The sequence below is a fragment of the Paenibacillus sp. FSL W8-1187 genome (assembly GCF_037965485.1).
GTDB lineage: Bacteria > Bacillota > Bacilli > Paenibacillales > Paenibacillaceae > Paenibacillus_O > Paenibacillus_O pasadenensis.
Genome location: NZ_CP150181.1, coordinates 5,456,507 through 5,479,342, shown reverse-complemented (window position 1 = coordinate 5,479,342; position 22,836 = coordinate 5,456,507). Strand labels below are relative to the sequence as shown.

20 protein-coding genes are annotated in these 22,836 nt (G+C 65.3%); 9 read left to right on the top strand and 11 right to left on the bottom strand.

From position 1 onward, the window contains the following. Positions 1 to 133 precede the first annotated feature (133 nt). From NYE40_RS23600 to NYE40_RS23590, 3 genes are all read right to left on the bottom strand, one after another. Positions 134 to 943, bottom strand: coding sequence for a hypothetical protein (locus tag NYE40_RS23600; RefSeq protein WP_339279058.1), 810 nt, complete (start codon positions 941 to 943; stop codon positions 134 to 136). Continuing rightward, positions 910 to 1,398, bottom strand: coding sequence for an FAD-dependent oxidoreductase (locus NYE40_RS23595; protein WP_339279057.1), 489 nt, complete (start codon positions 1,396 to 1,398; stop codon positions 910 to 912). The genes NYE40_RS23600 and NYE40_RS23595 overlap by 34 nt, the downstream gene beginning before the upstream one ends. 65 nt (positions 1,399 to 1,463) lie before the next feature. Beyond that, positions 1,464 to 2,051, bottom strand: a complete 588-nt coding sequence (locus NYE40_RS23590; RefSeq protein ID WP_101807510.1) for a TetR/AcrR family transcriptional regulator — start codon at positions 2,049 to 2,051, stop codon at positions 1,464 to 1,466. 171 nt (positions 2,052 to 2,222) lie between these two features. On the opposite strand from NYE40_RS23590, the gene NYE40_RS23585 reads away from it, so the two are divergent. Then, positions 2,223 to 2,720 carry a sigma-70 family RNA polymerase sigma factor gene (locus NYE40_RS23585; RefSeq protein ID WP_339279056.1) on the top strand — a complete coding sequence of 166 codons (498 nt, stop codon included), beginning with the start codon at positions 2,223 to 2,225 and terminating at the stop codon, positions 2,718 to 2,720. Further along, entirely contained in the window at positions 2,701 to 3,264 is a 564-nt protein-coding gene (locus tag NYE40_RS23580; protein WP_339279055.1) for a hypothetical protein, read from the top strand. The genes NYE40_RS23585 and NYE40_RS23580 overlap by 20 nt, the downstream gene beginning before the upstream one ends. 114 nt (positions 3,265 to 3,378) lie before the next feature. Here the strand turns inward: NYE40_RS23580 and NYE40_RS23575 are convergent, their stop codons facing one another. The 3 genes from NYE40_RS23575 to NYE40_RS23565 all read right to left on the bottom strand — a co-directional run bounded on the left by NYE40_RS23575 (position 3,379) and on the right by NYE40_RS23565 (position 6,357). Continuing rightward, positions 3,379 to 4,362 (bottom strand): nucleoside hydrolase, encoded by a 984-nt coding sequence (locus tag NYE40_RS23575; RefSeq protein WP_339279054.1) that lies wholly within the window; start codon positions 4,360 to 4,362, stop codon positions 3,379 to 3,381. A gap of 105 nt (positions 4,363 to 4,467) precedes the next feature. After that, positions 4,468 to 5,682, bottom strand: a complete 1,215-nt coding sequence (locus tag NYE40_RS23570) for an MFS transporter (protein WP_339279053.1) — start codon at positions 5,680 to 5,682, stop codon at positions 4,468 to 4,470. Positions 5,683 to 5,757: 75 nt separating this feature from the next. Continuing rightward, positions 5,758 to 6,357 (bottom strand): TetR/AcrR family transcriptional regulator, encoded by a 600-nt coding sequence (locus tag NYE40_RS23565; RefSeq protein ID WP_028600176.1) that lies wholly within the window; start codon positions 6,355 to 6,357, stop codon positions 5,758 to 5,760. Positions 6,358 to 6,550: 193 nt separating this feature from the next. On the opposite strand from NYE40_RS23565, the gene NYE40_RS23560 reads away from it, so the two are divergent. Beyond that, on the top strand, positions 6,551 to 7,441 hold the full coding sequence (locus tag NYE40_RS23560; protein WP_101807515.1) for a DMT family transporter: 891 nt from the start codon (positions 6,551 to 6,553) through the stop codon (positions 7,439 to 7,441). Between the two features lie 220 nt (positions 7,442 to 7,661). Here the strand turns inward: NYE40_RS23560 and NYE40_RS23555 are convergent, their stop codons facing one another. Then, positions 7,662 to 8,198 (bottom strand): hypothetical protein, encoded by a 537-nt coding sequence (locus NYE40_RS23555; protein ID WP_339279052.1) that lies wholly within the window; start codon positions 8,196 to 8,198, stop codon positions 7,662 to 7,664. 186 nt (positions 8,199 to 8,384) lie between these two features. On the opposite strand from NYE40_RS23555, the gene NYE40_RS23550 reads away from it, so the two are divergent. Beyond that, complete coding sequence (locus NYE40_RS23550; RefSeq protein WP_043111724.1) at positions 8,385 to 9,245, top strand: NAD(P)-dependent oxidoreductase; 861 nt, start codon at positions 8,385 to 8,387, stop codon at positions 9,243 to 9,245. A gap of 1,036 nt (positions 9,246 to 10,281) precedes the next feature. Here NYE40_RS23550 and NYE40_RS23545 read toward each other — a convergent pair. After that, on the bottom strand, positions 10,282 to 11,037 hold the full coding sequence (locus NYE40_RS23545) for a glucose 1-dehydrogenase (protein WP_339279051.1): 756 nt from the start codon (positions 11,035 to 11,037) through the stop codon (positions 10,282 to 10,284). Positions 11,038 to 11,179: 142 nt separating this feature from the next. Here NYE40_RS23545 and NYE40_RS23540 point away from each other — a divergent pair, with 142 nt between their 5' ends. Both NYE40_RS23540 and NYE40_RS23535 read left to right on the top strand, forming a co-directional pair. Next, entirely contained in the window at positions 11,180 to 12,436 is a 1,257-nt protein-coding gene (locus NYE40_RS23540; RefSeq protein ID WP_052333518.1) for a helix-turn-helix domain-containing protein, read from the top strand. 134 nt (positions 12,437 to 12,570) lie between these two features. Continuing rightward, the gene (locus tag NYE40_RS23535; protein ID WP_339279050.1) at positions 12,571 to 13,695 is read left to right on the top strand and encodes a GDSL-type esterase/lipase family protein; all 1,125 of its coding nucleotides are present in this window, start codon (positions 12,571 to 12,573) and stop codon (positions 13,693 to 13,695) included. A gap of 193 nt (positions 13,696 to 13,888) precedes the next feature. Here the strand turns inward: NYE40_RS23535 and NYE40_RS23530 are convergent, their stop codons facing one another. After that, positions 13,889 to 16,147 (bottom strand): M56 family metallopeptidase, encoded by a 2,259-nt coding sequence (locus NYE40_RS23530; RefSeq protein WP_339279049.1) that lies wholly within the window; start codon positions 16,145 to 16,147, stop codon positions 13,889 to 13,891. Beyond that, entirely contained in the window at positions 16,144 to 16,530 is a 387-nt protein-coding gene (locus NYE40_RS23525; RefSeq protein WP_028600181.1) for a BlaI/MecI/CopY family transcriptional regulator, read from the bottom strand. The genes NYE40_RS23530 and NYE40_RS23525 overlap by 4 nt, the downstream gene beginning before the upstream one ends. Before the next feature lie 207 nt (positions 16,531 to 16,737). Here NYE40_RS23525 and NYE40_RS23520 point away from each other — a divergent pair, with 207 nt between their 5' ends. The 3 genes from NYE40_RS23520 to NYE40_RS23510 all read left to right on the top strand — a co-directional run bounded on the left by NYE40_RS23520 (position 16,738) and on the right by NYE40_RS23510 (position 20,369). After that, positions 16,738 to 18,537: a DUF5050 domain-containing protein gene (locus NYE40_RS23520; protein WP_339279048.1), complete on the top strand. Its 1,800-nt coding sequence runs from the start codon at positions 16,738 to 16,740 to the stop codon at positions 18,535 to 18,537. Positions 18,538 to 18,662: 125 nt separating this feature from the next. After that, positions 18,663 to 19,154, top strand: a complete 492-nt coding sequence (locus tag NYE40_RS23515; RefSeq protein ID WP_339279047.1) for a pyridoxamine 5'-phosphate oxidase family protein — start codon at positions 18,663 to 18,665, stop codon at positions 19,152 to 19,154. A gap of 225 nt (positions 19,155 to 19,379) precedes the next feature. After that, positions 19,380 to 20,369 (top strand): Gfo/Idh/MocA family oxidoreductase, encoded by a 990-nt coding sequence (locus NYE40_RS23510; RefSeq protein ID WP_028600184.1) that lies wholly within the window; start codon positions 19,380 to 19,382, stop codon positions 20,367 to 20,369. 975 nt (positions 20,370 to 21,344) lie between these two features. On the opposite strand, the gene NYE40_RS23505 is transcribed toward NYE40_RS23510, so the two are convergent. Further along, the gene (locus NYE40_RS23505; protein WP_339279046.1) at positions 21,345 to 22,601 is read right to left on the bottom strand and encodes an MFS transporter; all 1,257 of its coding nucleotides are present in this window, start codon (positions 22,599 to 22,601) and stop codon (positions 21,345 to 21,347) included. Positions 22,602 to 22,836: the final 235 nt, after the last annotated feature.

Here is a 22,836-nt window from a genome sequence, read left to right as displayed (position 1 = left end):
GGGCTGATTGCCGCAAGCCGTTTTGGATGGCTTGCGGTATCGGCCCCTTTGCATGCCTCGGGCGCAGGAGGGTTGCCTGATTCCCGAAAGAGATCCTCCGACTGCAACGGCGAAGGATCTCTTTCGGGAGCTGCTAGCGGCGGCGCAAGATCTCCTCGGCCGCCGCCTTGGCGCTGGCCATGGCGGCGTCTGCCAGCCGTCCGTCCGCGCCGACCCAGTCGCCGGCGACGAACAGGCCGGACACCTCGGGCACCGCCGGTCCGGGAGCAGGACCGGCGCCGTGGCGGCGGGCCGGGCGCGAGTCATGGGCGACGAGGACGCCGGGAGTGAAGCGCATGGCGGCGATTTCCTTGTCCCAGCCCGGCTCCAGCAGGTCCAGAAGCTCGGTCAGCCGGCTTTCGTCGGCCTTCGCGTCGGAGCCGCCGTCCGTCCCGTTGTACTTCATCGCATGGAACACGGCGGACCCGTCGTCGCTGAGGGACACCGGTCCCGAATGCTTGGAGAAATACAGCGGCTCATCGAGCCCGAGGGCGAATACGCGCTCCGGGCAAGGGGGCCGCTTCAGCGCGATGTCCAGGCAGGCCGCATAGAGGGGGCGTGCCTCCCCGCGCCACTTGCCGAGCGACATCCGCGCGCTGCCGGGCACCAGCCGGCAGGCTTCCTCGGGACCTGCCGCCATGAGGACGGCTGCCGCCTCCAGGGCAGACCCGTCGGCCAGCGAGACTCCGCGCACGCGGCCGTCCCGCAGCAGCACCCGCTCGGCCGCTCGGCCGGCCGCGAGGACGGCCCCGGCTTGAACGGCCGCCCCGCGCAGCCGCTCGACCGCCGCCTGCCAGCCGCGGTCGACGTAGCGGACGCCGAGGGCGGCCAGCTGTCCTTGACGGATGGCGAAGCCGGCGCTGAGCGCGCTCATGTCGCCGCTGTACGTCCATTGCCTGCACATGCCCTCGAACAGGAGCCGCACGCGCTCGTGACGGATCTTTTCTGCGACCAGTCCCGCAGGCTCAGCGAGCCGACGGCATCCGTGTCGATCCCGCTCAGACCGCCCATGAGCCCGCTCCACTCCCCGCTTTCCTCCGCGGACAGGTCGCGGGAGACGTCGACGATCCGTCCCTGGAGGATCCCCAGCATGCCTGACTTCGCCGCATAGCCCCCTGGAGGCTCGCAATCCAGCTCGCGCAGGATGCGGAGCGCCGCTCCTCCCTCGTACATCGCGTGCGGCCCCAGATTGAACAGCGCCCCGTTGATGCGGGTCGTCTCCGCCATTCCTCCGAGCCGCCGCTCTTTTTCCAGCAGGATCACCGATCGGCCCGCCCGGGCCAGATAGACGGCCGCCGTCAGCCCCGTCAGTCCTCCTCCGATGATGGCGGCGTCGTACGCTTGGATCGATTCCTTCATGCCGTTCACGCTCCTTCGCTTCGTATGGGTGTCAGTGCTTACTGACATAAGGGGGATAAAAAAGGCTAGGGGGTCAAAGCCCTAGCGAACAGCCTCGCGCTCTCCTGCAGGAACGGCTCCAGCTCGAGCTGCGGATAGTTTCTTCCAGCCTCCAGATCGTTCGAGAAGGCGCCGAACTGAGCCATCATGAACGTGAACGCCTGCATCCGCGGATTTCCCGGAACGGCCTTTCCCTTTGCACCCATCTCGGTCAGATAGTGCGTCAGAATCTCCAGCAGCTGCAGCGGGTGCTGCCGGGTCCGCTCCTTGAACCCCGGCAGATGCGCCTCGTCCTTGATGCTGATCTCGATGAGCTTGCGGTTGCGGTTCATGATCGCGTGGTAGGTGCGGCAGACGGTGAGCAGATCGGCCTCCAGCTCCCAGGTCAGCTTCTCCTCGAAGAGCTTCTTCATCTCTTCGGCGTAATGGTGCCGGTCGAACGCGGCTTCGAGCAGGTTCTGCTTGCTCCCGAAGTGGCGGAACAGCGTCTTCTCGCTGAGGCCGGCCGCCGCGGCGATCTCCTGGGTCGTGACGCCGTTGTAGCCCTTCTCCGCGATCAGGTCGATCGCGGCCCGCAGGAGCTTGCCGCTGCTCTCCAGATGACGGTTGCTCACAGCTCGCTCTCCTCTTTTATCCCTGATAGATGTCAGCGGTTGCTGACATCAGGGTAAGGCGCACGGCCGGATCTGTCAAGGGCCAGCGGACGGCAGAGGAAAAAAAAGAATGGGCGCCATGAAAAATAACGCGTTCCCGAGTTGTATTCCTAGTGAAAGGAGGTGCCGGCGGTGCACGATTCCGATGCGTTCCACGAATCGCTGCGACGGGCGATCGGCGAGCATTCGCAGAGCCTGATCAAGGTCTCTTTCGCTTATTTGAAAAACACGGCGGATGCCGAGGAAGCGGCGCAGGACACGTTCCTCGCCTACCTGCAGAAGCGTCCCGTCTTCGAGAGCCGCGAGCATGAGAAGGCGTGGCTGATCCGCACGGCGATCAACAAAAGCAAGAACATGCTGAAGGCGGGCTGGTTCAAGAGCCGCCATCCCGTGCCCGAGGACCTGAGCTATCTTCCGAAGGAAGAGAGCGAGGTGCTGCAGGCCGTGCTGGCTCTGGACGGCAAGTACCGGCTCCCCATTCACCTGCATTATTACGAGGGCTACTCGATCCAGGAGATCGCGGCGATCCTGCAGGCGAAGCCCGCCACGGTCGGCACCTGGCTGGCGCGCGGGCGCATGATCCTGAAGCAGAAGATCGGAGGTCTGGACCATGAAGAAGTCTGTCTATAAGTCGGCGATGGACCGCGTCAAGACGAGCGAGGCCTTTCAGGAAGAGACATGCCGGAAGCTGACGGCGGCAGCGGCTTCGGCCGAAGAAATCAAATCCAATCCCGCGAAGGAGAGAATGAATATGGAAGCAAGCAAAAAGAGAACGATCGCAGGCTGGAGCGTCGGCCTGGCCGCCTGCGCGGCCTTGTCGGCAAGCCTGTTCCTGATGAATCCGAGCGCGCCGGAGCCGGCTCCGAAGCCGCAGGCCTCGGCCGGCGTCGGCACGAAGCCCCCGGTCATGGGCAAGGTCGCCGTCAACATCGACGGCGTCATCACCGAGGTGAGCGCGGACGGCAAGAGCTTCAAGGTCGGAGACCTGTGGGTGTCGGTCACGGAGCAGACCCGCCTCGGCAGCCCGGAGCCGACGGCCGCAGAGCCGTCCGAGGAGCTGCTGCAGAAGGAGTTCAAGGTCGGCAACGTCGTCTCCGGCTACACCTCGCAGGATGTCGCCGGCGGCAAGGTGACGGCGGACGTCATCTACAACAACATGGCTCCGGCGAACTGAGCGGAGCCTGGCGCGCCAAGCGGAAAAAGACGGCGCCGGGAGCATCCCGGCGCCGTCTTTTTCCGCGTTCTCCGCGGGACAGAGGCAGGCAGCCCCTGCCGGGCCGCGCGCGCCTCAGGCGAACTCGCGGAAGTCGCCGCTCAGCACCGCCGTCAGCATCCGGTAGAACCGTTCGTAGTCGGCCTCCAGGCACACCTCGGCGGTTGTCCGCTCGCCGCCGGTCCAGGCCGGCGTATTCTCCGGCGCGGGCCGGGTATCGACGGCGCTGAAGCCGCGGTTCGCCTCGCTCTGGCACTCGATGTCCACCTGGCAGCGCTGCGAGCGCAGCATCAGCTCCGGCTGGATCGCCATCGCCATCGTGATGGAGTCGGGATGCGTGACGCCGTCCAGTCCGTTCGCTTGGTTGAAGGCGAGCGCCTTGCGGTTGACCTGGCGGTAGAAGCGCGCTGTCGGCGTGTCGATCGCGTGCAGGCGCTGCAGGTCCTCGCCGCCGACGAGGGCGTTGCGGACGCAGATGTCCCAGCCGATCATGACGATCGGGAAGCCGGCCTGGAACACGATCCGGGCCGCTTCCGGATCGACGTAGAAGTTGAACTCCGCCGTCGCGGTGATGTTGCCCCGGAAGTGGCAGCTGCCGCCCATGACCCACACCTTCTTGACCTTATGGACGATGGAAGGGTCGAGCATGTACGCGACGGCGAGGTTCGTGAGCGGGCCGTGCGCGACGATCTCCAGCTCGCCGGGATGCTCGTTCAGCAGCCGGACGATCGCATGGGCGGCATGCTCGGTCTCGGCGCGATGCTCGGGCGGCGGAAAGTTCGACTCGCCCATGCCGTCCGCGCCGTGGACGTAGGCCGCCTGCATGAGCGGCCGCAGCAGCGGCCGGTCGCAGCCCTGGTAGACCGGCACCTGGCCGCCGCGGCCTGCCGCCTCGACCGTCGTCAGCGCATTGGCCGTGCAGGATTCGACAGGAATGTTGCCCATGACGGTGGTGATCGCCTCGATGCGCACGCCGGGCCAGAGCAGGCCCATCAGGAGCGACGTGACGTCGTCGCCGGCGGTGTCGGTGTCGACGATCAGTCGGAGATTCGAATGCATGGAGAGACCCTCCTTTGCTGGTTGTTTAATGCGCCGCTGACCCCAGGATAAGGAATCGGGCTGCCGCGGTTCAAGCCGAGCGGGACACGGAAGAAGGAGCTCCGCCTAGCGGCCCGTCTCCGGCTCCCCGCCCCGCAGCCTCGTCGAGAGGACGAAGCAGAGCAGCAGCACGACGCTCGCGAGCGCGTACGGCGTCGCGATATGGACGTCGAACAGCACGCCCGCGACGATCGGACCGGCGATGTTGCCGAGGCTCGTGAAGGCGGAGTTCAGTCCGGCTACGTAGCCCTGGTCGGCGCCGGCAAGCTTGGACATCTGCGTGCTGATGGCGGGCCGCAGGATGTCGATCGCGAGGAAGACGACGAACGTCACGGCGAAGATGAGCCAGAACGTGTGCACGAACAGCGTCAGCAGGATGAACGCGCCGGCGAACAGCAGGCAGGTCGAGATGACGCGCTTCTCGCCGAACCGGTTCAGGATCCAGCCGAAGGCGGTCACCTGCACGACGGCGCCGGCGATGGAGCCGAACGTGATGATGAAGGCGATGTCCTTCGGCTCGAAGCCGAACCGGTGGTCGACGAACAGGCCGAACACCGTCTCGAAGTTGGCGAGGCCGAACGACAACGTGAAGACGACGATCAGGCTGAAGAAGTACGGCTCGCGGTGGGACGTCAGCAGCTGGCCGGCGAGGCCGCGCCGGCGGCCGTAGGAGGCGTCCGGAAGCTGCGCCGCGTATGCGGCTGCGTCCGGCTGCGCCGGCTTCGACTCGCGCAGCACGAACAGCGTGAGCGCCGCGGCGATCAGGCCGGCGACGCCGGCCGCATAGAACGGCACGCGCAGGCCGAACTCGGCGATGTAGCCGCCGATGCCGGGCCCGATGATGAAGCCGGTCGTGATCGCGGCGTTGATGTAGCCCATCCCGGCCGCGCGCTCCTCCTTGGTCGTCACGTCCGCGGCGTAGGCCATGACCGCCGGCATGATGAGCGCGGCGCTGACGCCGCCGAGCAGGCGCGAGGCGAACAGCAGCCAAGGCTGCTCGGCGAAGCCGAACAGCGCTTCGGATACGGCGAAGACGGTCATGCCGATCACGATCAGCCGCTTGCGGCCGAACCGGTCGGAGAGCCGTCCCGCGAGCGGAGAGAACAGCAGCTGCGTCAGCGAGAAGGAAGCGACGAGCAGGCCGACGAGGCTGCCGGAGATGCCGAGCAGCTCCATGAATTTCGGCATGATCGGGATGACGAGGCCGATGCCGGTGAAGACGATAAACAGGTTGAGCATGAGGAGCAGGATCGCTCCGCGGTTGCGCAGTAGAAGCGTCATGATGATGGTACCCCCTGATGGATTGCGAAAATCCTGAATATTCGTTCTAGAATATGGCGAAAAAAAGCGCGGCTGTTACCGAGCCGCTCCGGCGATTCCGTACAGGAACGCATCCATTCCGGCCCGATAGGCCGCGAGAGCCTTTTCCCGCGTCATGCGCTTGGCATGCTGGCTGAGGCCGTAGAGCAGGCTGTCCAGCAGGAGAGCCGCCGTCTCCACGTCCTGGACCGCGAACTCTCCGCTGTCGACGCCCTTTTGCAGCAGCTGGCGGTTGAACGCCAGATAGCCTTCCACGATGCCGTGCATTCGCTCTTCGACGCCGCTCGTCTTGTCGGACAGGTTGAAAAACTCGTCGACCGCCTTGGCCAGCGGGTGGCTCCACTGGTCGAGCGCGAGATGCTCGGCCATGCCGTACAGCTTGTCGGCCGCCGTCTCGTAGCGGGCTTCCTCGGCGAGCCAGTTGTCTTCCCATTCGCGGTTCCACTCGTCGAGCAGATGGAGGATGAGCCCTTCCTTGCTCTTGAAATGGTAGTAGATGTTGCCGGCGCTGCAGCCGGTCGCCTGGACGATCTCGTCGATCGACGTCGCCTTGTAGCCCTTTTGCACGAACAACGTCCGTGCGGCGTCGGCGATCCGTTTTTTCGTCTGCTCCGTCTGCTGCTGCTTCTTGTTCAACTCGGCCTCACCCCGGTTTCCTAGCCTTGATCGTATCCTGAACGTATATTCAGTATTATAGCGAGGAATGCCGCCTTCCACAACCGCTTCCGCAGGGGGAACGGCTGGAAACGAAGCCGCTCGGCCTTCTGCCGCCGCTCTTGCCTATTCTCCCGTGCGAGCCTATACTTCATGCATCGAAGGGGGAACGGCAATGGGTTACGTGCTTGTGCTTCTGGCCACGCTGGCCTGGAGCTTCGTCGGCGTGCTGGTCAAGACCGCTTCGCCGATGCTGGACAGCTTCGCGATTTCGTTCGGCCGCTTTTTCTTCGGCGTGCTGTTTCTGGGAATCTATATGCTCGTGCGGGGCCGCGGGCTGCGGCTTCATCTGGCGCTCAAGTGGATCTGGATCGGCGGAGCGGCCAAAGCGGCCAACTACCTGTTCGAGAACGCCGCGATCACGCTCGGCTACTCGTACTCCAACATCCTGATCCCGCCGGTGCAGACGACGGCGATCCTGCTGTTCTCCGCCTGGCTGCTGCGCGAGCGCGTATCCGGCCGCGGCTGGACGGCCGCCGCGCTGCGCATGCTCGGCGTCGGCCTCATCGGCTGGAACGGCATGCCGCTGGAGCAGCTCGGCTCGGGCGGGCTGACGATGCTGCTGCTCGTGCTCGGAGGCACCGGGGCGGGGCTGCATGTCATCAGCCAGCGCCGCCTCGTCGGCGAGCTGGATTCCGGCAGCATGAACCTGTCGGCGTTCGCCGTCAGCGCGCTGCTGCTGGCGCCGTTGCCGCCGCTGCAGCCCGGCTGGGGCTTCGTCGGCGAGATGTCGCTTGCCGCATGGGCGGCGGTGCTCGCGCTCGGCCTCATTACCGGGCTCAGCTTTGTCTGGTTCGCGGAAGGGCTGAAGCGCGTGCCGCTCGCCGCGGCCGCGCTGCTCGGCAACGTGCAGGCGCTGTTCACGATGCTCTGGTCGGTGCTGTTCTTCGACGAGCCGATGACGATCTACGTCGGGATCGGAGCGGCCGTGTTCATCGGCGGCATCCTCTGGCTGCAGCTGCCGCTGTTCAGGCGGCCCGCCAAGCCGGCCTCCGCGCAGGCGTAAGCGGCGGGCGCGAGGAGCCGCTCGCTCGGCAGTCGGCTCCCCGCGGGCGACGCAGGCGAAGCTGGCCTGCGGGCCACACGGGCCTCGCGGGCCATACAGGCGACGCTGGCCTCGCTGGCCACACGGGCGACGCAGGCGATGCTGGCCTCGCACGGGCCACCCGGGCGACGCAGGCGAAGCTGGCCTCGCGGGCCACACGGGCGACGCCGGCCTGCGGGCTTCAGGCCGCCATCCAGAAGCGGATTAGGCCCAGCGCGGCGAATCCGAGCAGGATCGTCCCGCAGCCGATGCCGGTCATCGCGCTCGAGGCGACGTTCAGCTTTCGCGCCAGCGGGACAGCGGCGAAGGCGACGGCGATCATGACGGCCGCGAGGATATGCAGCGCCGGGTCGTCGAAGACGCTTTTCAGGCTGATTAAATGGGCTCCGACGACGAGCGCGATCCACGGCGCCACGAAGGACGGCTTCTTGGCCCGGTACAGGAGCCAGGAGCCGATGCCGGCCAGCGCCAGCTCCGCATAGAAGGCGATCAGATAATCGCGGTAGGCGTTCGTCTCGTTCAGCGCCGATGGCGCATCCCAGTTCGCGATGCTCAAGTAGACGCCGGCCAGGCAGACGAGCAGCGCCGCTCCCGCCGCGATTCCGAGCCAGACGCGCCACGACTCGCGCGGCTTCTCCTGAGCCCAGCCGAACCAGCTCATGCCGAACAGGCCGAACACCGACGCATACATCGCATAATCCCTCACATATTCCTCCACCGGACCGCTCCCCCTCCACCATTCTCGGATAGGTAAACCATACCTTTTTTTCCACTTCGGGCATAGTCCAGAAATCGATTGTTTATCGTTTAAACCAAGTTTAAGCTAAGGGAAGCTGCTGCCCAGGCTTCGGGCATGCAAGCGTAGCAGGGCCATGAAAACCATCTAGAGGAGGCAGATCCGACCATGTCATCTGCAGGCAAAAAAGTCGTCGTGACCGGAGGAAGCGGCATGCTGGGCCGCTGGGTCGTCCGGCATTTCCTCGAGCAAGGCTATGAAGTGACGAATGTCGATACCCGCCACCCGGAGGAGCCGCTCTGCCCGACGCTCATCGTCGATCTGCAGGATCTCGGCCAGACTTACGGCGCGCTCGCCGGCGCAGACGCGGTCGTGCACCTGGCGGCGATCCCGAGAGCGGGCATGGTGCCGCCCGAGACGACGTTCCGCAACAACGTCATGTCCACCTACAACGTGCTGGAGGCCGCGGCGGGGCTCGGCATCCGCAAGGCCGTCGTCGCCTCGAGCGAGTCGAGCTACGGCATCTGCTTCGCCGTGCATCCGTTCGGCCCGCAGTATGTGCCGATGGACGAGGCGCATCCTCAGCTGCCGCAGGACAGTTACGGCCTGTCCAAGGTCGTCGGCGAGCTGACGGCCGATATGTTCCATCGGCGGACCGGCATGCAGGTCGTCTCGCTGCGGCTCGGCAACGTCATTCCGCCGGAGTGGTACGAGCAGTTCCCGTCCTGGATCGACAAGCCCGAGGAGCGGGAGCGCATCCTATGGAGCTACATCGACACGCGCGATGCCGCCGAGGCTTGCCGTCTGGCCGTCGAGGCGGAGGGGCTCGGCTCGGTCGCGCTGAACCTGGCGTCGGACGAGACGAGCATGGCGGTTCCGAGCCGCGAGCTGATGGCCGCGCGCTATCCCGAGGTGCAGGATTATCGCGCTCCGCTGGAAGGGCATGAGTCGCTGCTGAGCAGCGAAAAGGCGATGCGCCTGCTCGGCTGGCAGCCGAAGCGCCGCTGGCGGGAGCAGCTCGGCCTCTAGGCGAGCTGCACTGCGGGCGAGCGGCAGGACGATGCGGGACGGGCAAGGCGGACAAGGCAAGTCAGGTAAAGGTGGAACGAGGCGGACAGGGCAAGGCAGGTAGAGGCAGGGCGAGGCGGACAAGGCAAGGGCAGGTACAGCCAGGACGTACGAAGGTAGTCTGAACTCCTTCATCGCAGTCCGCCGTATGCAGCCATCCTCGCTTGCCCGGAACCGGTGAATCCAAGGCAGAAAACTGCCTTGGAGCCGGTCCGACGGCCGGAACCGGCGAATCCAAGGCAGAAAAGTGCCTTGGATCCGGCCCGTCGGCCGGAACCGGCGAATCCAAGGCAGAAAACTGCCTTGGATCCGGCCCGGACGGCCGGAACCGGTGGATCCAAGGCAGAAAACTGCCTTGGATGCGGCCCGTCGGCCGGAACCGGAAAATCCAAGGCAGAAAACTGCCTTGAATCCGTCCCGGCCGGCCGGAACCGGCAAATCCAAGGCAGAAATGTGCCTTGGACCCGGCCCGACCGGCCGGAACCGATGGATCCAAGGCAGAAAACTGCCTTGGATCCGGCCCGACGGCCGGAACCGGCGAATCCAAGGCAGAAAACTGCCTTGGATCCGGCCCGGACGGCCGGAACCGGTGGATCCAAGGCAGAAAAGTGCCTTGGATCCGGCCCGACCGGCCGGAACCGGCGAATCCAAGGCAGAAAACTGCCTTGGATCCGGCCCGTCGGCCGGAACCGGCGAATCCAAGGCAGAAAAGTGCCTTGGATCCGGCCCGACCGGCCGGAAACGCTGAACCCAAGGCAGAAATGTGCCTTGGATCCGGCCCGACGGCCGGAACCGGCAAATCCAAGGTAGAAATGTGCCTTGAATCCGTCCCAGCCAGCCGGAACCGATGGATTCAAGGCAGAAAACTGCCTTGAATCCGTCCCGTCCCGCCGGTTCCGGCGGTCCATCCGCCCATCGCCATCAACCGCAAAAAAGAGAAGGAGCCGAGCAAGCTCGGCTCCTTCTCTTTTTTGCGACTTTCCCGTCCGTCCGCGCCTTACAGCGTGAGCCCGCCGTCGGCGACGACGATCGAGCCGGTCATGTAGCTGGCGCGATCCGAGGCCAGGAAGCAGGCCACCTCGGCGAGCTCGTCCGGCTGGGCGTAGCGGCCCATGCGCATGTTGCCGACTTCCTCCGGCACGTAGCCGCCGGACAGGAACGCCGCCTCGACGCCCTTCGTCAGCGCCGTCTCGACGCCGCCCGGGCAGATGGCGTTGACGCGAATGCCTTTTTTCACATATTCGATCGCCGCGCCCTTCGTCAAGCCGACGACCGCATGCTTGCTCGCGGAATAGGCCGACGCGCTATGCTCGCTCTTCACGCCCGCGGTGGAAGCCGTGTTCACGATCGAGCCGCCGCCCTGCTGCTCCATCACCTTCAGCACATACTTCATGCCGAGGAAGACGCCGCGCACGTTGACGCTCATGATGCGGTCGAACTCGCTCTCCTCGATGTCGGCGAGCCGGTTGAACTTCTGCACGATGCCGGAGTTGTTGAAAAAGACGTCGATCCGGCCGAAGGCGTCGACGGCCGCCTGCACATAGCGCTGCACGTCCTCGGCCTTGGAGACGTCGGCCTGGACGAAGATCGCCTCGCCGCCCTGCTCCTGGATCAGCCGGACCGTTTCCTGGCCTCCGGCCTCGTTGAAGTCGACGATGACGAGCTTGGCTCCGTAGCCGGCCATCTTCAGGCTCGTGGCGCGGCCGATGCCGCTACCTCCGCCGGTGACGAGCGCGATTTTTTCGTTAAGCATATGGGAATCATCCTTTCGGAGAGAGTGGGATCTGCTGCTCCTCCATTGTAGAGCGCTTACATCGGCGTTCCTTGTTCTTTTCTCCGATTTGTAGTACTTTTTTCACATCTTGAGATCGGCCGGCAGCCGAAGGGGGACGGACATGAACAAGCTGGAGCAGCTGAGGGAATTCGGAAGGCTTCTATACGACGCCCTGCAGGTGCCGGTCTTCATCGTCCATCCAGGGCGAAAAATCGAAGCGGAGCACGCCCCCGCCGCGCTCCGGACCAATCCGTTCTTCGCGGCCGTCCGCGACCAGGTCGCCGGCGCCGAATATGCGCTTGTGGCGGCCGACCAGCCGATCCGCTTCACGCGCTCGCGGCTGCAGTACCTGTTCGTGAACGCGCTGGACGACGAGCGGCTCGCCGGCACGATCGTGCTCGGACCGTTCGCGCAGGAGCGGGATGCGGGCGACGGCCTGGACGAAGGACTGGCCGCGCTCCATGCCGGCAACCGGCGCCAGCTGCTCGAGCTGTACGAGGCGGTGCCGCTGCTGGAGTCGGAGCGGGCCGCCGCGATCGGCCTCATGGTCCACTTCGCGGTGCGCCGGACGCCGGTCGATCCGGCAGCCGGCCTGCTGGCCGAGGCTCCGCTGCAGGAGCCCGCCTCGGCGGAGCGGCGCGGCGCGGAGGCGGAGCTGTCGCGCAGCCGGCGCAGCGGGCTGCAGCATGCCAATCTGCCGCATGAGCGCGTCTTGCTGCACTACGTGCGCACCGGGGAAAAAGAACGGATGCGCGCGTTCGTCATGGAGTTCATCGTCGGCGAGGAGGAATTCGGCGTGCTCGCGCGCCGCAGCCGCCTGCGCAGCGAGAAGAACCTGATGATCACCGGCATCGCGCTCATCTGCCGGGCCGCCATCGAGGGCGGCCTGCCGGAGGAGACGGCTTTCACGCTCAGCGACTACTATATTCAGCAGCTCGAGGACCAGCCGTCGCTGCAGGAGGTCGGCGCGGTCATGACCAAGGCGCTGTTCGACTTCGTCGACCGGGTGGCGCAGGAGCGCCGCGGCCGCTTTTCTCCCGCCGTGCAGGACTGCCTCCATGAGATCGCCAGCGGGCTGTACGGAGAGCTGACGCTTCCCCGGCTCGCCGAGCGCGCCCACCTCAGCCCCAACTACCTGTCCGGCCTGTTCCGCCAGGAGGTCGGGCTGACGATCTCGGCCTACATCCAGCGCGAGCGGATCGAGGAGGCCAAGAAGCTGCTGTCGCTCACCGACTACCCGGTCGCGGACATCGCGGCGTGGCTGAGCTTTCACGATCAGAGCTACTTCATCAAGGTGTTCAAGAAATGGGAAGGCCAGACGCCCCGGGCGTACCGGCGTGCGGAGCGGCGTCCGGCGCGGAGGCTGCCGCAGGCTTGACGATCCCTCTGCCGAGTGGAACGATAAGGAGGAGATCGGTGCGGCCTAACCGTTAGGCTGCGCCGCCCGTGGGCGCTGGACCCATGCACGGATGCAGGGCTCGCGCGAAAAGAGCCGACGAGGGGGATGCGAGAATGGAACGGAAGATGCGGACGATGGCGCTGGAGGATGCGCCGCTGATCCGAGCGCATGGGAGGACAGGGCCGTCGCGCTCGCCGCTCGCGCTGTTCTGGACGGGCAGCGGCATCGAGCTGGTCGTGACGGGGACGGAGCTGTGGCTGGAGGTCGAGGCTTCGTTCGGATCGTATGAGCCATGGTTCAGCCTGCTGGTGAACGGGGCTCCGGTCAGCCGCCAGATGGCTCAGGAGGGCCGACGCTGGGTGCCGGTGTTCCGCGGGATGGACCCGCGGACGGCCAAGCGCGTGCGTTTCGTCAAGGAAACGCAGGCAATGAGCGGAGATCCGGCCTGCGCGCTGCTGCTCCACGGCCTGCGCACGGACGGGGAGCTGCTGCCGGTGCCGGAGCGGGCGCGCCGGATCGAGTTCGTCGGGGACAGCATTACTTCCGGCGAAGGAGCGGTCGGGGCGCAGGCGGAAGAGGACTGGATCCCGATGTGGTTCAGCGCGCTCGACAGCTACGGCTGGCGGACGGCCGAGGCGCTGGACGCCGACTGCCGCATCCTGTCGCAGAGCGGCTGGGGGGTGCTCAGCGGCTGGGACAATGATCCGCGCTCGCGGATGCCGGCGGTGTACGAGCAGACATGCGGCCTGCTCGGCGGCGAGCGCAACGCGGCGCTCGGCGCGCTGGAGCCGCATGACTTCGGCTCCTGGCAGCCGGATGCGGTCGTCGTCAATCTCGGCACGAACGACAGCGGCGCGTTCCGCTCGCCGCAGTGGACCTGCGCGGAGACGGGGCAGACGTTCAAGCAGCGGCTGAAGGACGACGGCAGCTTTCACGAGGAGGATTTGCAGGCGTTCGAGGCGGCGGCTGAGCAATTCCTCGGACGGCTGCGCGCCTGCAATCCGCAGGCGTGGATCGTCTGGGCGTACGGCATGCTCGGCATCGAGATGATGCCGAGCCTCTATCGCGCCGTCGACGCCCATGCGAGGCGCACCGGCGACCGCCGCGTCGCCGTGTTCCAGCTGCCGGCGATGACGGCCCGCACGCAGGGCGCCCGCCAGCATCCCGGCGCCGAGGCGCATCGGCAGGCGGCGGAGGCGCTGGCGGAGCATTTGCGGGGGCTGCTGCACGAACGTTGACAGCCGACGGCCGAGCCCCGCGAGCTGCTGGCTGACCGCATGCCGCCGCAATTGGTCGGCGAGCTCTTTGCCGCCAGGGGCAAGGCGGCGGCGCTAGTTTTCGCCAGGCCTCGACGATTGGCAAAAGAAGCGTCCGTCCAAGCTCTTGCGAGCCGGAACGGACGCTTCTTTTTTTCTTTCCGGTGAAGCCTTCCTACCTCTTCGTCAGTCCGACCAGCTCTTTCAGCACCTCATGGTGGAATTCGTCCATGCCGCGGAAAAACGCCACGTAATGCCGGCCGCCGCTTTCCCAGATGTAGTAGGTGTGGGTGCGGTCATCGTTGTAGCCTTTATCGAATCCATATGGATTTGTTGCGGAATTGCTGTCTTTCACGACTAATAAATCCATGCCGTGCAAGCTTATGCGGCTTGGGGGAATCAGCTTGTCCGCCTCGACGAGGGGGCCGCTGCCTTGATAGAAGGATACCGTATCGTTCCGATCGCCTATGGGGGCATTGGAAGGCGCGCGGTAGGTGCTTTCCAGAGAATCGCTCACAATTAGCGACGGATAGCTAATATTCCGTCCACCCCGCTGAAGCATAACCGCATTATCAAGCGTCAGCTTCTCTGTCATGATCGTCTTCGGCAGCATTGGCTCGAAGCCGAGGATTTTTGTCGCAGCGTCCAGATCTTCGGTATCGTAAAGCGGAAATGGTTCGCCTGCTCCGCTGTAGTCCGTCGCCTTTACTTGATCCGGCCAGACGAACGAGCGGAGCACCTGATCACGCTGCGCGTCGCTGAGGTTCATCCAGTGCTGAGGCGTTCCTTCCTTCTGGCTATGGTTTTCGCTGAAATAATCGAGAGCGTACCAGACGTCTCCGTCCTTCCAAATGAATGTCTTGGCGTGCTCGGGAAGATGCCAGGCATAGTTCTGGACCTCCGTGACGAGCGTGCCTTGAATACCTGCGAATTCGGCCGGCTCGTGCCGGAACGCAATCGGCTCCGGTTTTCCCCTCATCGCCGGAGCGTTCGTCCAAAATTCCTCGCCTGGCTGCACGCGATACGTCTCTCGCAGATCGTTAAGCGAGGCCTTAAGCTCGAACCTCGGAACGTAGCCCGCTGCAGGGCTCATGGAGACGAACCCGACGGTGACGCGGTCTTTTTCCTCTTTTCGGACGGCCTGGTCGACGTTTAAGTAGCTCATCTTATACCCCTGCGGCAGATCGTCCGGCACTTTAAAGTCAAAGTTCGTATGGACGCGCAGCCGATCCAGACTGGAAAACCATTTGAAGTCATCCATGTTGCGGGTGATGCCGAGAGATCCAGGCCCGCGGCTGTCACCCTTCGCCGAGACCGTTTCGAGCGTCTTCGGCCCTTGAAGCGGGGCGGAGGCCATCATCAGCAGCACGGCGCTGGCGGCGAGCGCCAGTACGATGATCGGAAACGAAAGGCGATACGAGCCTTCGCGGAAGCGCGCGATCATGGCGATCCGCCGCTTCAGCTCACCGCGCTTCTGCGGGAACAGCGCGAACGGCAGTCCCGGCGCCGGGCGCGGGCCGGGGCGGCGGGCAAGCTGAAGCAGCGTCATGCCGTAGGAGGAGCCTTCCCGTTCGCCGAGCGCGTCCAGCACGCCGGCGTCGCAGGCGATCTCACGGTCGGCCTTCATGCTCCGCAGCGCCAGCCAGACGAACGGATTGAACCAGTAGATCGCGGCGACAGCGGCCCAGAGCGCGCCGACCCACACGTCCTTCCGCTTCACATGGATCAGCTCATGCAGCAGCACATGCGTCAGCTGCCGGGAATCGGCTTCGGCGGCGAAGCCTGCGGGCATGTAGACGGCAGGTCTCATCCAGCCATAGACGAAAGGACCCGCTCGCCCGGGCAGCTCGTACAGCCCGATGCGGCGCCGGATGTCGAGCCGCTGCCGACACGCTTCCAGGGCGAAAAGGACGGAAGCTTCCTGAACCGGTACGGCATGCGTCAAGATACGGCGGAAGCGCAGCGCGGCATAGAGGCCGGTGCCGCCCAACGCCAGCATTCCTGCCAGCCAGACGAGCGCGCCTAACGTCAGCCAGAGGCTGAGGGCGGAAGCAGCCGGATCCGGCGCTGCAGCAGCAGTCGGCTTGTCTGAATCCGCTGTGCTGATTGCGCTGGCCTCGGCGCCAGGATCCGCCGGCTGAGCTGCTGCCGGGAGGCTGGCCGGACCCGATGCGGCCGACTCCGCAGGAGCTTCCGAGACGGCGCTGGAAGCTTCCTGAACCAGCGCCGGGACGACTCGGAATAGATTGAACGGCGTTTCCGGCAGCGCCGGAACAAGCAGCTTGACGAGCACGAGCAGCCAGAGCAGCGGCATGACGCGCGGCAGCAGCCGCCCCTCGCGCCAGCGGCGGAGGAGCAGCACGAGCGCGATGAGCGCCGACGAGCCGATGGAGGCCTGGAGCAGCAGCAGGAAGATCGCCTCGAGCGCGCTCATGCGTCGCCGCCTTTCTTCTGCTTGTCGAGCAGCCGCTGCAGCTGCTCGATCTCTTGATCGGACAGCCTTTCTTCTTCCAGGAACTTGGCGCACATCATGCCGATCGCTCCGTCATAGACGCGGTTCAGGAACGAGCGGTTCTCCGATCTCAAGTACTCGTCGCGCGTGACGAGCGGATAGTAGAGATACGTGCGGCCGGACTTCTCGAAGCGGATCGCTTCTTTATTGAGCAGGCGGTTGAGAAAGGTCTTGATCGTCTGATCCGACCAATCCATCTGCCGCTGCAGGCGTTCGATGATCTCGCTGGCCGTGAGCGGCTCCTGCTCCCACAGCAGCTTCATCACCTCGCTCTCCGATTCGCTGATGCGGATGGGGGCGTTCATTCGGAATTCCTCCTTTTCCTTGAACATCTACACATGTAAACGATAGGTATAGATTACAGATGTAAATGATAGAGGTCAAGAGAAATCTCGGAACGCGTGCGTGGAGCGGCGGGCGGCGGACAGGAGACGGGCTCGGGATGGAGGCAGGAACATTCTTCCGTCGACATCCGTCTATTCGTGAAGACAACCACAAAAAGGAGACCCGACATGAAAAAGACTGCGCTCGCCGTTCTCGCGGCCGCCCTTTGGGCTGGCGCCGCGCTTGCTCCCGCCGATGCGGCGGACAGCGGAGCTCCGGCCTCGACGTCGCTGAAGCAGGCGTTCGACCGGACCGTCATCCTGCCCTACGACTTTCAGCAGAAGGTGTTCATCCGCGGACAGAAGACGGACCTGTACCTAGACTACAAGCTCGTGCAGCGCGAAAGCCGCGTCTTCGTGCCGATCCGCCTGCTGAGCTACTTGGCGGGAGAAGCGAACCGCTCCGGCGGCATCTGGGAAACGATCTGGGACGCCAAGCGGCCGAATGAGGTCGTGCTGACAAATGCCGCGCTCAAGAGGACGATCCGCTTTGCCGTGGGCAGCCGGACGATGGAAGTGAACGGCAAAGCCGTCGCGATCGACGTCGACCCGTACAAGGTGAACGGCACGATCCTGCTGCCGCTGCGCAGCGCCTCGAGCGCGCTGGAGAAGGAGATCCAATGGCTGGACGGGCTCATCCTCATCGGCGACGACAAGATCGATCCGAAGCTTGCCGATACGCGCTCTCTGATCGATCCGATCAAGCGGCAGCTGACGGACAAGCGTACGCGCGCCGAGGTGGAGAGCTCGACCGAATTGCTGGCAAGGTCGGGTAACACTTCGTACTACTACCGTGCGTTCTATACCGCCACGGCGACATCCGAGCTGCTGTACAAGCAAAAAGACGGCGCCAAGCCGGTCCGGATCGAGCTGCCGGGCAAGCCGGTCCTCAGCCAGGCGAAAGCGGCGGACGGCAAGGTCTACTATCCGACGGTCATCAGCGGCAAGGCGGAGCTCCACGCGCTCGATCCGGCGACGGGCAAGGCGGCCAAAGCCGCCTCGCTGAGCGGCTGGAAGCCAAGCGACGGCTGGCTGGAGGCAGTGGTCAAGCTGGAGGGCCAGCTGCTGGTCAACCTGCATTCCGGCGATCTTACGATGGGCTCGGAGACGCTGTACCGGCTGGACGGCGGGACGCTCAAGGAAGTCGGAGGCGGCAAGAGCCTGATGGCCTATGCCCGCTCCGGCGACCGGCTGCTGTACACTAACTTTCACTTCATGACGATGCAGCCGGGCAACCTGAAGCAGGTCGACCTCCGTACCGGCAAGTTTTCGTCCATCGGCGACAGCGCCTTCACCTACGGCATCAATCGGACGGTCTCAGGCGGCAGCGTCGGCCATGTCGGCAGCGACAAGCTGTACGTCAAGGACGGCAGCGCCTATGCGCTCGGCTATGAAGAGGCGGACCAGACGGCGACGAGCGCCGTCTACCGGATCCCGCTGGACGGCGGCGCGCAGACGAGGCTGACTCCATCGGCCTCCGACTTCTGGCTGGAAGGCGCCTCCGTCTACTATGTGGACCGCGCGACCGGCAAGCTCGGCCAGGCCGGACTCGGCGGAGGCGCGAGCCGCATCGTCGTCGACCGTCCCGTCTTCGACGTCCGGCTGCATGGCGGCAGCCTGTACTATCGGGCGCAGCCGGTCGGGACCCGTCCGAGCGATCTGCATGCTCAGGCGGGCGATCTGTACCGCTACGATCTGGCGGCCGGGCGCGAGATCAAGCTGAGCGACAAGCCGGCCCATTCGTACGAGGTCGGACCGAAGGGCGTCTATTACGTCTCGGACGGCTATGAGCCGGGACTATACAAGGTCGGAGCCGACGGCAAAAGCACGGCGATCGTCCGCGACAATGTCGCTGCGACGCTGCTGACGGACAGCGGCATCGTCTATACGCTCACGTACAAAAGCGGCGTCTTCGCCGCCGGCGGTTGAGCGTAACATTTGTGCAGGGCGGCCTTCCTCGCGGGAGGGCCGCCCTTTTTGCGCGTCAGCAGAACGATTGGAACTTATCGATTCCGTGTAAAAAGGGAATACAAAAGCGGAAGAGGTGATGCATCATGTCGGAAAAGCAGACGACCCATGAACAAGCGGTGGAGAAGGTGCGGGAGCTGATCGACGGCATCGAGACCGCGATGCTGACTACGATCGCGGAGGAAGGCCTTGTCTCGCGGCCGATGAAGACCCAGGAGATCGAGTTCGACGGCGACCTGTGGTTCGTCACGATGAAGGATACGGCGAAGTACGGGGAGCTGCGGCGCGATCCGCGGGTCAACGTCGCTTATGCGGGCAAGTCGTTCGTCTCGATCCGCGGCAAGGCGGAGTTCGTCGAGGATCTGGAGAAGAAGAAGGCATTCTGGAACAAGGCGTACGAAAAGCTGCTCCATGCCTCCTACGACGACCCAAACGTCGTGCTCGTCAAGGTGAACGCCGAGGCGGCGGAGTATTGGGACACGGCGAATAAATTCGAGGCGGCCAAGCTCGTGCTGCACCGGCTGACCGGCGCCGGCTCGGGCGACAGCAAGCTGAACGAGACGGTCGAGCTGCAATAGGCGGGGTTTCGCCGCAGGACGAGCCTAGAAGCCGAGAGCCGCTATTCAAGCGATGCTTGAGTGACGGCTTTTTCGGCTGTCCGCCAGGCGGTCCGAAAAAAGGGGCCCACCCGAGGGCGGATGGCTGGCCCCGTCCCTCTTTTCGCAGCCGGGAAGGAACCGCGAAGCGCCGGGTCGAACCCTTAGAGAGACCGAACATTTCAAGGCATCAGGGGGAGCTGAACCATGGACAAGATCCGGATGGCCGTCATCGGCCTGGGCAATATGGGCAAGGGCATGTCGCTGCGCACGCAGCCGAGGTTCGCGGAGCAATGCGAGCTGGTCGCGGCGAGCGAGCCGCGCGCGCAGACGCTGCGGGAGATCGGGGAGCAGCGGCCCGGAATCGCGCTGTACGAGGATTGGCGGCTCATGCTGGAGCGGGAGAAGCTCGACCTCGTCTACATCGCTGTCCCGCCGTCCCTGCATCGGGAGACGGCCGAGGCCGCGATGGCGAAGGGCATCCATGTCTTTTCCGAAAAGCCGCTGGCGAGCAGCCTCGAGGAGGCGGAGCGGATGCGCGCGGCTGCGGAGGCGGCCGGCGTCGTGAATGCCGTTCATTTCTCCTTCCCGCAGGACCCGGCCGTGAGGGAAATGCGCCGCCTGCTGCTGGAGGAGCGGACCGTCGGAGAGATCGAGAGCATGGAGCTCATCCTGGAGTTCCCGCAGTGGCCGCGCGCCTGGCAGCAGAACGATTGGATCACGACGCGCGCGGAAGGAGGCTTCCTGCTCGAGGTCGGCATCCACTGGATCCACATGATCCAGCAGCTGTTCGGCGACATCGTCGGGGTGCGCAGCCAGGTCGACTACGGCGACGGAGCGGAGGCGAGCGAGACGCAGGCCGAGGCGGAGCTGACGCTGGCGGACGGCAAGCGGATCCGGCTGACCGGGCGCACGCGCGGCGTAGCGGAGGAGCGGGTGTCGATGGTGATTCGCGGCCGAGACGGCGTCGTCGCGCTGGAGAACTGGCGGCAGCTGCTCGTCGGACGGGACGAGGCCTCGCTCGAGCCGGTGGAGGTCGCCGAGGACGAAGGACCGCTGCCGATGCTGAAGCAGGTGCTGCGCCGCATCCGCGGCGAAGAGGCGATCGTGTACGACTTCGCCGACGGGGTCAAGGCTCAGGCTGTGCTGGAGGCGCTGCATGACCCGGCTTATCGGGACGGCAAGGAGCTGCGCTAGAGCTCAGGCGCTCTACGCGCGGAAAAACCTCGCGAAGCGCTCGCCGCGCTAGCGCCCAGGCGCCCGACGCGCGGAAAAACCGCGCGAAGCGCTCGCTGCGCTAGCGCCCAGGCGCCCTACGCGCGGAAAAACCGCGCGAAGCGCTCGCTGCGCTAGCGCCCAGGCGCCCTACGCGCGGAAAAACCTCGCGAAGCGCTCGCTGCGCTAGCGCCCAGGTGCTCTACGCGCGGAAAAACCGCGCGAAGCGCACGCTGCGCTAGCGCCCAGGCGCCCTACGCGCGGAAAAACCTCGCGAAGCGCTCGCTGCGCTAGCGCCCAGGTGCTCTACGCGCGGAAAAACCTCGCGAAGCGCTCGCCGCGCTAGCGCCCAGGCGCCCTACGCGCGGAAAAACCTCGCGAAGCGCTCGCCGCGCTAGCGCCCAGGCGCCCTACGCGCGGAAAAACCGCGCGAAGCGCTCGCCGCGCTAGCGCCCAGGCGCCCTACGCGCGGAAAAACCGCGCGAAGCGCACGCTGCGCTAGCGCCCAGGCGCCCTACGCGCGGAAAAACCTCGCGAAGTGCTCGCTGCGCTAGCGCCCAGGTGCTCTACGCGCGGAAAAACCGCGCGAAGCGCTCGCCGCGCTAGCGCCCAGGCGCCCTACGCGCGGAAAAACCGCGCGAAGCGCACGCTGCGCTAGCGCCCAGGCGCCCTACGCGCGGAAAAACCTCGCGAAGCGCACGCTGCGCTAGCGCTCAGGCGCCCTACGCGCGGAAAAACCGCGCGAAGCGCACGCCGCGCTAGCGCCCAGGCGCCCTACGCGCGGAAAAACCGCGCGAAGCGCTCGCTGCGCTAGCGCCCAGGCGCCCTACGCGCGGAAAAACCGCGTGTAGCGCACGCCGCCCGCGACACCAATACAAAAAAGCTGCCCGAATGATCCGGGCAGCACGGCCGTTCCCGGCAAGGAGGCGGCTTTTTTCTTTTGCCTGCGTCAAAAATCTACGCCTGCGCCGGCACCTGCGCCGGCTGCTCCGGAGCCTTGTGCCTGGCGATCGGCAGCATCGCCAGCGCGCCGAGCAGGAACAGCAGGCCCGAGCCGCTGTAGATGGCGACGAGCGGGAACGCGCTCTTCAGCACGCCGGCCAGCGACATCGACACGACCATCATGCCGATGAACAGCGGGTTGAGCACGCCATTCACCCGCCCGACAATCGACGGCTGCGACCAGGTCAGGATCATCGTGCTGATGCCGATGTGGATGCACGGGAAGGCGAGGCCGTTGATGAACTGGGTGACGAGCGTCACCGGCACGCTCGTCGAGAAGCCGACGATGACCGTGCACACCGCGCTGAACAGCATGCCGGTGGCCAGCAGCAGCTGCGGAGGGATGCGCTTCGCGAACGCGGCGACGACGCCTCCGCCGATCAGCATCGCGACGCCGCTGACGACGAGCAGGTACTGGAGGAACTCTTTGTCCTGGCCGAGCCGCTCCGTCACGATGAACAGGTTGAGCGCCTGCGCCAGGCCGACGGCCAGGCCGGCGAGCAGGAAGGCGATGCCGAGCGTCCGCAGCACCGTGCTGCGCCAGACGTAGCGGAAGCCCTCGGCGAGCTCGCCCCAGAACTGTCCGCTTGCGCCGGCCTCGCGCGGCTGCACGAGATCCTTGGGCAGGCGCACGAGCACGAGCGCCGACAGCAGGAACGCCGTGCCCATGACGGCGATCGACGTCTCCAGGCCGAAGCGGCTGTAGACGAACGTGCCGAGCATCGGCCCGAGCACCATGAACGTCGCCTGCAGCGACTGGAACAGCGCCATCCCTTGCTGCATCTGGCTTTCCGGGACATGCTGCTTGAACAGGCGCATGCCGGACGGCTGGGAGAACTGGGACAGGATGGCGGAGATGAACGCGACCAGGTAGATCGACTCCCAGCTGCCGAAATGGACGGCCAGCAGCACGGCGAAGACGGATACGGCCGAGAGCAGGTCGCACCAGACCATCGTCCGCTTGGGCCGCCAGCGGTCGGCGAACGTGCCTCCGATGAACGAGAAGATGAAGATCGGGGCGAACTCGGCTACGCTGATGAGCGAGATGGCGATCGGATCGTCGTTGGTCTTTTCGGCGACATAGAGCAGGATGGCGAAGTTGCGCACCCAGATGCCGATCTGCAGCGTCATGCTCGAGAGCAGGATCGTCTGCAGGAACCGGTTGTGGAAAAGGCTCGGCGAAGATGGTAGGTTCGTGGATGGAGCATCCATGGAATCAGCCCCTTTAAGGTTAGGAATGGGAAGAGGACGGCATGCGCCGGAGTCGATGCGGACCTCCGTTTCCCAGTATAACCTTATCGGGACTTCGCCTTTCAGGGGTAAAACATTTTTATCCAAACTATACCAGAAATGAAAAAAGGCGAGCTCATGGCGGGCTCGCCCGGCTGCATGCCGGAGCGCATCCTTGCGTCTGGTTCAGGTGCTCATCTCCCTGCTTGCGGAAGCT

What these genes read in the sequence shown, in the direction of transcription:
- NYE40_RS23595 (WP_339279057.1), bottom strand. Translation starts at nt 1,398, where the DNA reads ATGAAGGAATCGATCCAAGCGTACGACGCCGCCATCATCGGAGGAGGA.
- NYE40_RS23530 (WP_339279049.1), bottom strand. Translation starts at nt 16,147, where the DNA reads ATGAGCGCGCTCGAGGCGATCTTCCTGCTGCTGCTCCAGGCCTCCATC.
- NYE40_RS23560 (WP_101807515.1), top strand. Translation starts at nt 6,551, where the DNA reads ATGGGTTACGTGCTTGTGCTTCTGGCCACGCTGGCCTGGAGCTTCGTC.
- NYE40_RS23580 (WP_339279055.1), top strand. Translation starts at nt 2,701, where the DNA reads ATGAAGAAGTCTGTCTATAAGTCGGCGATGGACCGCGTCAAGACGAGC.
- NYE40_RS23515 (WP_339279047.1), top strand. Translation starts at nt 18,663, where the DNA reads ATGTCGGAAAAGCAGACGACCCATGAACAAGCGGTGGAGAAGGTGCGG.
- NYE40_RS23570 (WP_339279053.1), bottom strand. Translation starts at nt 5,682, where the DNA reads ATGACGCTTCTACTGCGCAACCGCGGAGCGATCCTGCTCCTCATGCTC.
- NYE40_RS23575 (WP_339279054.1), bottom strand. Translation starts at nt 4,362, where the DNA reads ATGCATTCGAATCTCCGACTGATCGTCGACACCGACACCGCCGGCGAC.
- NYE40_RS23600 (WP_339279058.1), bottom strand. Translation starts at nt 943, where the DNA reads ATGTGCAGGCAATGGACGTACAGCGGCGACATGAGCGCGCTCAGCGCC.
- NYE40_RS23550 (WP_043111724.1), top strand. Translation starts at nt 8,385, where the DNA reads ATGTCATCTGCAGGCAAAAAAGTCGTCGTGACCGGAGGAAGCGGCATG.
- NYE40_RS23535 (WP_339279050.1), top strand. Translation starts at nt 12,571, where the DNA reads ATGGAACGGAAGATGCGGACGATGGCGCTGGAGGATGCGCCGCTGATC.
- NYE40_RS23520 (WP_339279048.1), top strand. Translation starts at nt 16,738, where the DNA reads ATGAAAAAGACTGCGCTCGCCGTTCTCGCGGCCGCCCTTTGGGCTGGC.
- NYE40_RS23540 (WP_052333518.1), top strand. Translation starts at nt 11,180, where the DNA reads ATGAACAAGCTGGAGCAGCTGAGGGAATTCGGAAGGCTTCTATACGAC.
- NYE40_RS23510 (WP_028600184.1), top strand. Translation starts at nt 19,380, where the DNA reads ATGGACAAGATCCGGATGGCCGTCATCGGCCTGGGCAATATGGGCAAG.
- NYE40_RS23505 (WP_339279046.1), bottom strand. Translation starts at nt 22,601, where the DNA reads ATGGATGCTCCATCCACGAACCTACCATCTTCGCCGAGCCTTTTCCAC.
- NYE40_RS23525 (WP_028600181.1), bottom strand. Translation starts at nt 16,530, where the DNA reads ATGAACGCCCCCATCCGCATCAGCGAATCGGAGAGCGAGGTGATGAAG.
- NYE40_RS23545 (WP_339279051.1), bottom strand. Translation starts at nt 11,037, where the DNA reads ATGCTTAACGAAAAAATCGCGCTCGTCACCGGCGGAGGTAGCGGCATC.